Origin of the sequence: Piscinibacter gummiphilus, from assembly GCF_032681285.1 — a bacterium.
GTDB classification, from domain to species: domain Bacteria; phylum Pseudomonadota; class Gammaproteobacteria; order Burkholderiales; family Burkholderiaceae_C; genus Rhizobacter; species Rhizobacter gummiphilus_A.
This window is the reverse complement of sequence record NZ_CP136336.1, coordinates 3,241,745-3,254,260: the sequence shown is the minus strand read 5'-3', so window position 1 is coordinate 3,254,260 and position 12,516 is coordinate 3,241,745. Positions and strand designations below refer to the sequence as shown.

Here is a 12,516-nt window from a genome sequence, read left to right as displayed (position 1 = left end):
ATCGATCGTCGTCAATTGCTCTCGCTGGGTGGGCTTGCGTTCCCCGCGCTGAGCTGGGCCCAGGCCGCGGCTTCTGCGGCCGGGCGTGTGCTGGTGCTGGTGGAGCTGAAGGGCGGAAACGACGGGCTCAACACCGTCGTGCCCTACGCGCACCCGGCTTATGCGCAACTGCGCCCGAGCCTCGCGCTGAAGGCCGACGAGGTGCTGCGCCTCGATGGCGCGCTGGGCCTGCACCCGTCACTCGCGCCGCTGATCCCGATGTGGGAGAAGCGTGAACTCGCCGTGCTCCTCGGGCTCGGCTACCCGCAGCCGAACCTGTCGCACTTTCGCTCGATCGAGATCTGGGACACGGCTTCCCGCGCGACCGAGTACCTCGACGAAGGCTGGGTGGCGCGCGCCATGTCGGCGGGTCTGCGCGAAAGCGCGCGCTTCACGACCGAGGGCGTGGCCATCGGCAGCGCAAGCCTCGGCGCACTGGCCGGCGCGAATGCGGTGTCGCTCACCAACCCCGAAGCCTTCGTGACACAGGCGCGCCTCGTGCGACCGGCCCACGTGCAGGGCAATGCGGCGCTGGAGCATGTGCTGCGCGTGGAGTCGGGCGTGCTGCAGGCGGCCGAAGGTTTGCGCGGGCCTGGGGCAGGTGCGATGAACACCGAATTCCCCACCCACAACTTCGGGCAAGCCGTGCGCGCCACCTGCCAGATCGTTGCCGGCCAGAAGGGCAAGGGCGGTGTGCCGGTGTTCCACCTCACGCACGGCAGCTTTGACACCCACCGCGGGCAACTGGCCACACACGCCAACCTGCTCAAGCAACTGGCCGAAGGGCTCGCCGCCCTGAAGGCAGGCCTCGTGGAGGCTGGCGCGTGGGAGCGCGCCCTCGTGGTCACGTATTCCGAGTTCGGCCGCCGTGCGCGCCAGAACCAGAGCGGTGGCACTGACCACGGCACCGCCGCGCCGCACTTCGTGATGGGGGGCTCGGTGCGTGGCGGCCGGTTCGTCGGCACCATGCCCGATCTCGACCGGCTCGACGGCAACCAGAACCTTGTCCACACCGCAGACTTTCGGCAGCTCTATGCGACCATCGCGCGCCGCTGGTGGGGGGTGAACCCCGAAACCGTGGTGCGCGGCACGTTTGACCTGTTGCCATTTCTTGAAGTTTGAAAAGGAGACCTTGCATGACCCGCACTTCCGCCCTGGCCTTGACGCTCGCCGCAGCACTCGCGAGTTCGACCGCATGGGCCGACCAGCCGCCACCTCAGAACGTCGTCGGCTTGTCTGCCAGCGCGAGCCTCGAGGTCAACAAGGACGTGCTGAGCGTGACCCTCTCGACCACGCGCGAAGGCACCGAGGCTGGCGCGGTGCAGTCGCAGCTCAAGCAGGCTCTCGATGCCGCTCTCAACGAAGCGAAGAAGGCCGCCAAGCCGGGCCAGATCGAGGTGCGCACTGGCAACTTCTCGCTCTTCCCGCGCTATTCGAACAAGGGCGGCATCACCGGCTGGCAAGGCACCGCCGAGCTGACCCTCGAAGGCAAGGACATCCCCGGCATCGCCCAGCTCACCGGCCGCATCAACACCATGACGGTGGCGCGCGTGGGCACCTCGCTGTCGCGCGAGCAGCGCGAGAAGGTGGAGAGCGACGTCACCGGCCAGGCCATCGCGCAGTACCGTGCGAAGGCGGCCGACGTGGCACGCCAATTCGGCTTCAGCGGCTACACGCTGCGCGAAGTGCAGGTCAACAGCGACCAGCCGCCGATGTACGCCGCCGCGCCGATGATGCGGGCGAAGACGATGTCGGATGCGTCCGAGGCGCTGCCCGTCGAGCTGGGCAAGGGCACCGTGACCGTGACGGTCAACGGCACCGTTCAGCTCACCAAATAGCTCTTACTGCGCGACCCAGCCGCCGTCGACGTTCCAGGCCACGCCGCGGATCTGATCGGCGGCGGGTGAGCTCAGGAACACCGCCAGCTCGCCCAACTGCTCGGGCGTCACGAACTGCAGCGACGGCTGCTTCTCACCCAGCAGCTCGACCTTCGCCTTCTCGACCGGGATGCCTTCGCGCGCCGCGCGGTCGTCGATCTGCTTTTGCACCAGCGGCGTCAGCACCCAGCCGGGGCAGATGGCGTTCGACGTGATGCCGGTCGTGGCTGTTTCCAGCGCAATCGACTTGGTGAAGCCGACGATGCCGTGCTTGGCTGCCACGTAAGCCGATTTCTGCGCCGAGGCCACGAGGCCGTGTGCCGAGGCGATGTTGATCACACGCCCCCAGTTCTTCTTGCGCATGCCGGGAATGGCCAGGCGCGTGGTGTGGAAGGCGGAGCTCAGGTTGATGGCGATGATGGCGTCCCACTTCGCCACGGGGAAGTCTTCCACCGGCGCCACGTGCTGGATGCCGGCGTTGTTGACGAGGATGTCGACGCCGCCGAAGTCTTTCTCGGCGTAGGCCATCATGGCCTCGATCTCGGCGGGCTTGCTCATGTCGGCCCCGTGGTAGCCCACCTTCACGCCGAGAGCGGCGACTTGCGCCTTGGCCGCTTCAACCTCGCCGAAGCCGTTGAGCACCACGTTGGCGCCCTGGCGCGCGAAGCACAGCGCCACGCCGAGCCCGATGCCACTGGTGGAGCCGGTGACGAGAGCAGTTTTCCCTTTCAGCATGGTCGAACCTCCGATTGAAATACAGTGCGGCGAATCTTAGAGCCGCCGACAGATCTCAGCCCATGCACGAACCACGCCTGAACCATGTGCAATGCCTTGACAGCCAGGGCCTGCACCGCATGGCCTACTGGGAGTGGGGCGACCCGGCCAACCCGAAGGTGCTGGTGTGCGTGCATGGCCTGTCGCGGCAGGGGCGCGATTTCGACACGCTCGCGCAGGCCATGAGCGCCGAGTACCGCGTCGTCTGCCCCGACGTGGTCGGACGCGGCCAGTCCGACTGGCTGGCAGATCCCTCGGGCTACCAGATTCCAGCCTACGCGGCAGACATGGTCACGCTGCTCGCGCGGCTGAACGCCGCCACGGTGCATTGGGTGGGCACCTCGATGGGCGGGCTGATCGGGCTCGTGGTGGCCGCGCTCAAGCACTCGCCGGTGTCTCGCCTCGTGCTGAACGACGTGGGGCCGGTGGTCGAACTCGATGCGCTCGCACGCATCGGAACCTACCTGGGCGCACCTGTGCGGTGGAAGAGCCTGGAGGAAGCGGCCGACGCGCTCTGGGCCATCTCGCAGGGCTTCGGCCCGCACACCCGCGAGCAATGGCTGGCGCTGACGCGGCCCATGATCAAGGCCGACGGCGACGGATTCGTTCCGCACTACGACCTCAACGTGGCGGTGCCGTTTCGCGGCCTCACGCCCGAGCTGGTGAAGGCGGGTGAAGCGCAGGTGTGGGCGATGTACGAGAGCTTGCGCTGCCGCGTGCTGCTGCTGCGGGGGGCGGACTCCGATCTGCTGTCGCCTGCCACCGCCAAGGCGATGACCGAGCGCGGCCCCAAGGCCGAGCTGCGCGAGTTCGCTGGCGTGGGCCACGCCCCGATGCTGCATTCGGGTGACCAGGTCTCGGCGGTGCGGGAGTTCCTGCTCCGGCCATGACGTGCCCATGAAGACAGGCCCGTCGGACGGCCGCACACCGGCTGCCGCCATCGTCCAACTCGCCGACGTCGACCCCGACGACAGCCGCGAGGCCGAGGTTTCCCAGCTCGCGCGCGCCCGCGCGTTTGCCGAGCCGCTCTTGACCGGCCAGGTGCTCGACACCGGCGAAGACGCACTCGTGCACGCCGAGGGTGTGGCCAACATCCTGCTCGGCATCGGCGCCGCGCCGTCGATGGGGGCGGCCGCCTACCTCGTCTATGCCGGCGACTACCTCGCCAAGCCCGACGAGATGGTGAGCAAGGCCTTCGGGCCGTCGTATGCCGGGCTCGTCACCCACACCCGCAAGCTGGTGCAGATCCAGCGTGCCGCCCGTGAAGCTCGCGTGCAGGACGAGAAGCGCGCCGAGCAGACCGAGCGTGTGCGCAAGATGCTGCTTGCGTTCTCGCGTGACCTGCGCGTGGTGCTGCTGCGTCTCGCATCGCGCCTGCAGACGCTGCGGCACTATGCCCTGAGCAAGCAGCCGTGCCCGGCGCTGCTGGCGCGCGAGTCGATGCAGGTGTTCGCGCCGCTGGCGAGCCGCCTGGGCATCTGGCAGATCAAGTGGGAGCTGGAGGACCTGGCATTCCGCTTCCTCGAGCCCGAGTCGTACCGCATGGTGGCCAAGCTGCTCGACGAGAAGCGCGTCGAGCGGGAACAGGGCGTCGAGGCGTTCCGCCAGCGGCTCGGCGACGAGCTGGCGCGTGCCGGCCTCCAGGCCGAAGTGCAGGGGCGCCCCAAGCACCTCTACAGCATCTGGAAAAAGATGCGCGGCAAGGGCCTCGACATCGCGCATGTGTTCGACGTGCGCGCGGTGCGCGTGATCGTGGCCGACGTGCGCGACTGCTATGCGGTGCTGAGCCGCGTGCACGAGTTGTGGCGCCCGGTCGCGGGCGAATTCGACGACTACATCGCCAAGCCGAAGCCGAATGGCTACCAGTCGCTGCACACCGTGGTGCTCGACGCGCTGGAGCGGCCGGTCGAAGTGCAGATCCGCACGCGGGCCATGCATGAGCATGCGGAGCACGGCGTGGCGGCGCATTGGGCCTACAAGGAAGCCGGGGCGAAGGGGTATGCGGGCGTCAGCGCGGCGGGCGATTTCGACGCGCAGGTGGCCGAGGCCCGCAAGGCGGTGCTGCGGCAACTGCTCGCGTGGGAGCGCGATTTCGTCGAAGCTGGCCATGACGGGGCGGGGGAGGCCGAGCTCAAGGAAGGCGTGTTCGACGACCGCATCTACGTCTTCACCCCGCAGGCGTCGGTGATCGAATTGCCGGTGGGCGCCACGCCCATCGATTTCGCCTATGCGGTGCACACCAACCTGGGCCACCGCTGCCGCGGCGCGAAGGTCGATGGCGTGATGGTGCCGCTCAACACGGCGCTCCAGAGTGGCCAGACGGTCGAGGTCAACACGATCAAGGAAGGCGGTCCCTCGCTCGACTGGCTGAACCCGGAGCTCGGCTACCTGCAGAGCCCGCGTTCGCGCGCCAAGGTGCGGGCCTGGTTCAACGCGCTGGCCTTGCAGGACACGATCGCCCGTGGGCGCGAGGCGGTCGAGAAGCTGCTGCAACGCGAAGGCCGCACGGCGATGAAGCTCGACGACCTGGCCACGCAGCTCGGGTTTCGCAATGCCGATGCCCTGTTCGAAGTGGTGGGCAAGGACGAGTTCTCCCTGCGCAACATCGAGAACCTGCTGCGCCCGGCCGAGCCCGCGCCGCCGGCCGACGACACGATCACCTTGCGCAAGCCGAGTGCCGAGGGGCCGGGCAAGGGCGGGGTGCTGGTGGTGGGTGTGGAGAGCCTGCTCACGAGCTTGGCCCGCTGCTGCCGGCCGGCGCCGCCAGATCCGATCGGTGGCTACGTGACGCGTGGCAAAGGGGTGGCCATTCACCGAGCCGACTGCATCAACTTCCGCCAGATGGCTGCGCGCACCCCGGAGCGCGTGATCAGCGTGGCCTGGGGGGCAGCGCGTGGCGACAAGCCAGCGCTGTATCCGGTCGATGTGCTGGTAGAGGCCGCCGACCGGCAAGGCCTGCTGCGCGACATCTCCGAAGTCTTTGCCAAGGACAAGATGAACGTGACGGGCGTGAGCACCCAGACGCTCAAGGGCCCGCTCGGCCTCACGGCGTGGATGACTTTCACCGTGGAGGTCGCCGACTCGGCGCGCCTCGCGCAGGTGCTGGCCACCGTGGCGCGAATTCCCGGGGTGCGTGGCGCCCGTCGCAAATGACGGGCTTCTGAGCCGCCAAGACCAGTGTTATAGTCACGGGCTCGGGCGATTAGCTCAGTGGTAGAGCGCCTCTTTGACGTGGAGGATGTCGGGAGTTCGACCCTCTCATCGCCCACCAAACACGTCAGACCTGAAGAGCCCGTTTCGCAAGGAACGGGCTCTTTCTCTTTCTCCCTCGGAGCTTGCCGATGGACATGACGCCCCGCCGCCAGCAGATGATCGATGCGCACGTGGCCGAGACCCGTGCGCTCATGGCCGACTACGCCTTCCAGCTCAACGACCTGGTGCGCTTCGCGCTGTCTGCCGCGCAGGAGAAGCAGCACAAGCTCTACTACCCGATGGACCCGGTGAACGAGTGCATCCGCAACTGGCAGGGGTTGAACCAGAAGCTGGCAAAGCTTTCTGCCGCGGTCGACGCAACGACAAGACGCCTGGGCGTGCAGCCCTTCGATCCGGAGTCGTCGCCAAACGAAGACCCTGCGTGAGTGCCCCCAGCCTGCCGGGAAAACCCTTCGCAGGGTGCAGAAGCGGGCTCCTAGAATCTTTTTGCACGCCTGCACACAGGTGAGACAGGAGTTCATTGAATGGCCCAATCCCGCCGCCCATCGGCTTCCGAAGACGGCAGCACCGACGGCAACAGCCAGCGCGTTCTCAAGAAGTACCCCAACCGCCGCCTGTACGACACGCAGACCAGCAGCTACATCACGCTGGCCGACGTGAAGAAGATGGTGCTCGAAGGCCAGGACTTCGTGGTGCGCGATGCCAAGACCGGCGATGACCTCACCCGCAGCATCCTGCTCCAGATCATCCTGGAAGAAGAGACGGGCGGCGTGCCGATGTTCTCGTCGCAGATGCTGGCGCAGATCATCCGGTTCTACGGCCATGCCATGCAAGGGATGATGGGGTCTTACCTCGAGAAGAACCTGCAGACCTTCACCGACATCCAGAAGAACCTGGCCGAGCAGTCCAAGGGTCTGTACGACGCCAACATGATGAATCCCGAGGTCTGGACGCAGTTCCTCAACGGCCAGGCCCCCGGCGTGCAGAACCTGATGGGCAGCTACCTCGAGCAGTCGAAGAACATGTTCGAGAAGATGCAGGAGCAGATGACCAAGCAGGCCGAGACCTTCTTCCCGGGGATGCCCGGTTTCGGCGGGCCCAAGCGCTGACCCGCCTGTCGTTTCGGGGGAAAATCCCCGGATGACAGAAGACACCCTCGCTGCGCCCACGGGCGTGGCCCCCAAGATCGGATTCGTCTCGCTTGGCTGCCCCAAGGCGCTGACCGATTCCGAGCTCATCCTCACGCAACTGCGCGCCGAGGGCTACGACACCTCCAAGACCTTCGCGGGGGCCGATCTCGTGATCGTCAACACCTGCGGCTTCATCGACGATGCGGTGAAGGAAAGCCTCGACACCATCGGCGAGGCGCTGGCCGAGAACGGCAAGGTGATCGTCACTGGCTGCCTGGGCGCCAAGGCAGGTGACGGCGGCGGCAACCTGGTGCAGCAGATGCATCCGAGCGTGCTCGCCGTGACCGGCCCGCACGCGACGAACGAGGTGATGGATGCCGTGCACAAGCACGTGCCCAAGCCGCACGACCCGTTCGTCGACCTGGTGCCGGCGCAGGGCATCAAGCTCACACCCAAGCACTACGCGTACCTGAAGATCAGCGAAGGCTGCAACCACCGTTGCAGCTTCTGCATCATCCCGAGCATGCGCGGTGACCTGGTGTCGCGGCCCATCGGCGATGTGCTCTCCGAAGCGCAGCGGCTGTTCGAGGCCGGCGTGAAGGAACTGCTCGTCATCAGCCAGGACACGAGCGCCTACGGCGTCGACGTGAAGTACCGCACCGGCTTCTGGGATGGCAAACCCGTCAAGACCCGCATGCTCGACCTGTGCGAGAAGCTCGGTGCCTTGGCGCAGCAGCATGGCGCCTGGGTGCGCCTGCACTACGTCTATCCGTACCCGCACGTCGACGAGGTGCTGCCGCTGATGGCCGAAGGGCTGATCCTGCCGTACCTCGACGTGCCGTTCCAGCATTCCCACCCCGACGTGCTCAAGCGCATGAAGCGCCCGGCCAACGGCGAGAAGAACCTCGACCGGCTACTGCGCTGGCGTGAGGTGTGCCCCGAGCTCGTGGTGCGCAGTACCTTCATCGCCGGTTTCCCGGGCGAGACCGACGCCGAGTTCGAGCACCTGCTCGGCTTCATGCGCGAGGCGCAGATCGACCGCGCGGGCTGCTTCGCCTATTCGCCGGTGGAAGGCGCGACCGCCAACGAGCTGCCGAACCCTGTGCCTGCTGAGGTGCGCGAAGTGCGTCGTGCCCGCTTCATGGCCGTTGCCGAAGAAGTCTCGGCGGCCAAGCTGCGCAGCCGCGTGGGGGCGACGATGCAGGTGCTGGTCGATTCGGCCCCGGCGATGGGCAAGAAGGGCGGCGTGGGCCGCAGCTACGCCGATGCGCCCGAGATCGACGGCACGGTGCAGCTGCTTGCGCCGCAGAAGTTGTCGAAGACGCTGAAAGTGGGTGAATTCACGCAGGCCCGCATCGTCGACACCCGTGGGCATGACCTCATCGCCCAGCCGATCTGAACCATGAGCCAGGACAAGCGCACCGGGCTCATCCATCACCCCTACGTGCCGCCGGCGGGCTTCGAGGCCGTGGCGCCCGGCGTCCACAAGGCGTCGACGGTCGTCTTTCCGAACGTGGCGGCGCTGCAGGCGCGCAACTGGCGATCCAAGACCGGCTACACCTACGGCCTGCATGGCACGCCGACGACCTTCACGCTCGAGGAGCGCATCGCCACGCTGGAAGGTGGCTTGCAAACCCTGCTCGTGCCCAGCGGCCTCGCGGCGATCACGTTGGTCGACATGGCGCTCCTGAAGCAGGGCGACGAGGTGTTGATCCCCGATAACGCCTATGGGCCGAGCAAGGAGCTGGCCCGAAACGAGCTCGCGGGCTGGGGCATCACGCACCGCTTCTATGACCCGATGGATGCGCGAGGCCTCGCGGCCCTGATCGGCCCGCAGACCAAGCTCCTGTGGCTCGAAGCGGCGGGCTCGGTGACCATGGAGTTCCCGGACCTGCCCGCGCTGGTGAAGTTGGCGCGGGAGCGGGGCGTCAAGGTCGCGCTTGACAACACCTGGGGCGCCGGCATCGCGTTCAACCCGTTCGACCTCACGCCAGGTGGCGATGCCCTGGGTGTGGATGTGTCCGTGCAGGCGCTGACCAAGTACCCCTCGGGCGGCGGCGACGTGCTGATGGGCGCGGTGACCACGCGCGACGAAGCCTTGCATCTGATCTTGAAGTTCTGCCACATGCGCATGGGCTGGGGTGTGGGCGGCAACGATGTGGAGCTGGTGTTGCGCTCCCTGCCGTCGCTTGCGCTGCGCTACGAAGCGCAGGATGCCGCCTCTCGCACGCTGGCCGCCTGGTGGTCGCAGCGGCGCGAGGTGGTGCAGGTGCTGCACCCCGCCTTGCCCGGGTCACCGGGGCATGAGTGCTGGCAGCGCTTGTGCACGCGGGCGGCGGGTCTGTTCTCGGTGGTGTTCAACGAGCGCTACAGCCCGGAGCAGGTGTACGCCTTCATCGATGCGTTGCGCATCTTCAAGATCGGCTACTCGTGGGCCGGGCCGGTGAGCCTGGCGGTTCCCTACAACCTGAAGGGCATGCGGCACGAGCCGGCCTACAGTGGGACGCTGGTGCGCTTCTCGGTGGGCCTGGAGGCTGTGGGCGACCTCATCCACGACTGTCAGCAGGCCCTGCACGCCCTCGGGCCTTGACTCACTCCTTCGTGGGACCGGACGAGACCTTGTGCCTCATCAGCCGGCCCTTTTGGCTTCGCCGAAAGTGCCGATGACCCGCTTCGCGTGTCAGTCCTTCGGACCTGATGAGACTTTGTGTCTCATCAGTCGTCCCTTTTCCCGCTCCCAGTCGCGCTTCTTCTCGGTGTTGCGTTTGTCGTGCTCGGCCTTGCCCTTGGCGAGCGCGATCTCGGCCTTCACCCGCCCGCCCTTGTAGTGCAGGTCGAGTGGTACGAGAGTGAAGCCTTTCTGCTCGACCTTGCCGATCAGGCGCTTGATCTCCGCCTTGTGCATCAGCAGCTTCTTCGTTCGGTCGGCCTCGGGGTTCACATGGGACGAGGCGCTGCGCAAGGCGTTGATGCGGCAGCCGATCAGGAACAGCTCGCCATCGCGGATCACCACGTAGCCATCGGTGAGTTGCACCTGGCCGGCGCGGATGGCCTTGATCTCCCAGCCGGCCAGCACCATGCCGGCCTCGTACTTCTCTTCGAGGTGGTAGTCGAAACGGGCGCGGCGGTTTTCAGCGATGGACATGGGGCACAGGTGGGGGCACTTGGCCCTCAATACAATCCTTCGATTCTATGAAGCAGGTTCGGAAGTCCGTTCTCCTCACGTATTCGGCCCCTGAGATGTACACGCTTGTCGTGGACATCCCGTCCTATCCGCAGTTTCTGCCGTGGTGCGAAAAGGCCGAGGTCCTGACCCGAGACGACACCGGCATGACGGCCAAGCTTCATTTGGCCTACGGCGGCCTGCGCCATGCCTTCACCACCCGCAACGAGCATGTGGCCGAGAGCAGCGTGACCGTGTCCCTGGTCGATGGGCCGTTCTCGGTGCTCGACGGCGCCTGGCGTTTCGTGCCGCTCGCTTTGCCCGGTGCGAACCCGGTGCCGGCTTGCAAGATCGAGTTCGATCTGCGCTACGCGTTCTCGAGCCGCCCGCTGGAATTGGTCGTGAGCCCGGTGTTCGACAAAGTGGCCAACACCTTCGTCGATGCCTTCGTGAAGCGGGCCGCTCAGGTGTATGGCGAGCGCTGAGTTGCTGGTCGTCGAGGTGGCGTACAGCCCGGAGCCGGGGCGTGTGGAGCGCTGGGTACTTCGACTGCCGCCGGGCAGTTGTGTCGGCAATGCCATCACTCAAAGCGGCGTGCTCGCTGCCCATCCAGAACTCACGCCAGGGGGGGTGTCAGTAGGAGTGTGGGGGGCAACGCGTGGGCTGGAACATCCGCTGCGGGATCGGGATCGCGTCGAGCTCTATCGCCCGCTCAAGGTGGACCCGAAAGAAGCGCGGCGCCTGCGCTATCGCAGCCACCGGGCCAAGAAGGCGGGCTGAGATCAGCGGGCGCAGTCGCTGGCGACGACGTCGCGGGCGCGCTTGGTCTCTTCGGCGCGGCCCTTGTCGTCGAGGATTTCGCGCTCACCCTTTTCGTTGACACGCGCCATGCGCATGCCGTCTTCCAGCGCGCGCAGCTGGCCTTTGGCCCGTTGGCAGTTCTCGGCCTTAGCGGCTTTCTGCTTTTCTTCCTCGGCGCGGCGCTTGGCGCCTTCTTCGTCGGCGGCCTTCTTGCGCTTGGCCTCGAGTTCGGGGTCGACGCCCTTGGCGGCGCCGTCGGCGCCGGAGGCGGCGGCCGAAGCCGCCATTGCCGCGGCGGCGGCCTGGGCGCTGTTGGCTGCGAACGGCGGCGGCTTGCGCGCCGAGGCACCGCTCGGGCGCTGCAGGATCTCGGACTCACTGACGTTCGGCGGCGGCGGCAGGTCGCTGTACTGCACGCGGCCGGTCTTGTCCTTCCATTTCCACTGGGCTGCGGCCGGCTGGCTCAGGCCAAAGGCAAACAGGGCTGCGGCGGTCACGGCCGCGAGCCGAACAACGCGAGGCGAACGAGCGAATTTCATCCTGAAAGTGTAGTCGTGCAAAAGCTCCTTAACGCTCGGCGTGGCGCCTCCGTGCGGGCTTTGTCGCCAATGGTTTCAATGACCTCGCCGATTCCGTGAACTATTCCCGTGAAGCCAGCCAAGTCGGCGTTGCGTCAAGGCTGCGATGGCCAGCCAGGCGAGGGCGTCCGGCGTCCGTATAATTCGCTTTTGCGGTGCGACACGTCTGTGTTGCTCTCCCTAGCTGCGGGGTTATGCAGCCCTAGATAGATCTGGTTTTCGGACCAGTTCGCAGGCTGAGATGCCTGAGGAGCCACACCCGAACAGGGTGCATGTGACGGGAAACTTCCAGCAGTATCGGAAGTGGACCGTGACGAAGCTGCGGGCGTTGCCGGTACGGAATGTTCGCTACGTCGTGAGACGAAAGCATGGTTCTCCATAGAGCGACGAAAGTCTCTCTTCGCCTTGTCGTGTTGGCATCTGCCAGCCACGACCTGTTGTGCGATCAACAGTAGCCTACGACGGCATGCATGGCTGGTAACGGCCGTGTGTGAAGCCCGTCAAACAATGTCTCCCACTTCGGTGGCGATCATTTCCGCGAGGGGTGATTGGAATCTGCCAGCAGGACGGCGGAGGAGGGGCTAGGCTAGTTCCGCATGGGTAACTCACGTGAACCATCGACTGAACCCGGGTAAGAATTGAATGGCCAAACCTGCTGTCAGGCCATAGCCAAAAGGCACGCCGCCGGTTGCGCTCGTCGCAAAAGAGAGCACATCGCCACGAGGCGGCCCCGGGAAAGATGGACCCTAAACGGACAGGCATCGCGGATCACTACCGCGCTGTCGGCGATCAGAGGAACGTGGTAAGCCCCACCGTCCGCCTGCGCACTTCGGTGCAAGGGCAGGGAAGCCGCAAGGCGACCTGTCGGACGAGGGGGTATGGGATCGTGGAAAAAGCGAAGGCCCGGCTGTAATCGCCGGGATAGGAGCTGATGCTCCGCT

The 12,516-nt window shown here is 66.3% G+C and carries 13 protein-coding genes and 1 tRNA gene; 11 read left to right on the top strand and 3 right to left on the bottom strand.

Features of this window, described 5'->3' with window-relative positions; translation table 11 throughout:
* Together RXV79_RS15165 and RXV79_RS15160 are read left to right on the top strand one after the other, a co-directional pair.
* Nucleotides 1-1,161 carry a DUF1501 domain-containing protein gene (locus tag RXV79_RS15165; protein WP_413816701.1) on the top strand — a complete coding sequence of 387 codons (1,161 nt, stop codon included), beginning with the start codon at nt 1-3 and terminating at the stop codon, nt 1,159-1,161.
* 14 nt (nt 1,162-1,175) lie between these two features.
* A complete protein-coding gene (locus RXV79_RS15160; RefSeq protein WP_316698640.1) occupies nt 1,176-1,877 on the top strand; it encodes an SIMPL domain-containing protein in 702 nt (233 codons plus the stop codon).
* Between the two features lie 3 nt (nt 1,878-1,880).
* Here RXV79_RS15160 and RXV79_RS15155 read toward each other — a convergent pair whose 3' ends face one another.
* Entirely contained in the window at nt 1,881-2,651 is a 771-nt protein-coding gene (locus tag RXV79_RS15155) for a 3-hydroxybutyrate dehydrogenase (RefSeq protein WP_316698638.1), read from the bottom strand.
* 62 nt (nt 2,652-2,713) lie between these two features.
* Here RXV79_RS15155 and RXV79_RS15150 point away from each other — a divergent pair, with 62 nt between their 5' ends.
* The 7 genes from RXV79_RS15150 to RXV79_RS15120 all read left to right on the top strand — a co-directional run bounded on the left by RXV79_RS15150 (nt 2,714) and on the right by RXV79_RS15120 (nt 9,623).
* Nucleotides 2,714-3,580, top strand: coding sequence for an alpha/beta fold hydrolase (locus tag RXV79_RS15150; RefSeq protein WP_316698637.1), 867 nt, complete (start codon nt 2,714-2,716; stop codon nt 3,578-3,580).
* A 7-nt stretch (nt 3,581-3,587) separates the two neighbouring features.
* Nucleotides 3,588-5,843, top strand: coding sequence for a RelA/SpoT family protein (locus RXV79_RS15145; protein ID WP_316698636.1), 2,256 nt, complete (start codon nt 3,588-3,590; stop codon nt 5,841-5,843).
* A 43-nt stretch (nt 5,844-5,886) separates the two neighbouring features.
* Nucleotides 5,887-5,961 (top strand) — tRNA-Val (locus tag RXV79_RS15140).
* Nucleotides 5,962-6,031: 70 nt separating this feature from the next.
* Complete coding sequence (locus tag RXV79_RS15135) at nt 6,032-6,328, top strand: hypothetical protein (protein ID WP_316698635.1); 297 nt, start codon at nt 6,032-6,034, stop codon at nt 6,326-6,328.
* A gap of 99 nt (nt 6,329-6,427) precedes the next feature.
* On the top strand, nt 6,428-7,012 hold the full coding sequence (gene phaR / locus RXV79_RS15130) for a polyhydroxyalkanoate synthesis repressor PhaR (protein WP_316698634.1): 585 nt from the start codon (nt 6,428-6,430) through the stop codon (nt 7,010-7,012).
* Between the two features lie 31 nt (nt 7,013-7,043).
* Nucleotides 7,044-8,432: a 30S ribosomal protein S12 methylthiotransferase RimO gene (gene rimO / locus RXV79_RS15125; RefSeq protein ID WP_316698633.1), complete on the top strand. Its 1,389-nt coding sequence runs from the start codon at nt 7,044-7,046 to the stop codon at nt 8,430-8,432.
* A gap of 3 nt (nt 8,433-8,435) precedes the next feature.
* Nucleotides 8,436-9,623 (top strand): PLP-dependent transferase, encoded by a 1,188-nt coding sequence (locus RXV79_RS15120; RefSeq protein ID WP_316698632.1) that lies wholly within the window; start codon nt 8,436-8,438, stop codon nt 9,621-9,623.
* A gap of 90 nt (nt 9,624-9,713) precedes the next feature.
* On the opposite strand, the gene smpB is transcribed toward RXV79_RS15120, so the two are convergent.
* Nucleotides 9,714-10,178, bottom strand: coding sequence for an SsrA-binding protein SmpB (gene smpB, locus RXV79_RS15115; protein ID WP_316698631.1), 465 nt, complete (start codon nt 10,176-10,178; stop codon nt 9,714-9,716).
* 47 nt (nt 10,179-10,225) lie between these two features.
* Between smpB and RXV79_RS15110 the strand changes: the two genes are divergently transcribed.
* Nucleotides 10,226-10,681 (top strand): type II toxin-antitoxin system RatA family toxin, encoded by a 456-nt coding sequence (locus RXV79_RS15110; RefSeq protein ID WP_316698630.1) that lies wholly within the window; start codon nt 10,226-10,228, stop codon nt 10,679-10,681.
* Complete coding sequence (locus RXV79_RS15105) at nt 10,668-10,976, top strand: RnfH family protein (RefSeq protein WP_316698629.1); 309 nt, start codon at nt 10,668-10,670, stop codon at nt 10,974-10,976. Before RXV79_RS15110 ends, RXV79_RS15105 begins: the two co-directional genes overlap by 14 nt.
* 2 nt (nt 10,977-10,978) lie before the next feature.
* Here the strand turns inward: RXV79_RS15105 and RXV79_RS15100 are convergent, their stop codons facing one another.
* On the bottom strand, nt 10,979-11,536 hold the full coding sequence (locus RXV79_RS15100) for a DUF4124 domain-containing protein (RefSeq protein ID WP_316698627.1): 558 nt from the start codon (nt 11,534-11,536) through the stop codon (nt 10,979-10,981).
* Between the last annotated feature and the right edge of the window lie 980 nt (nt 11,537-12,516).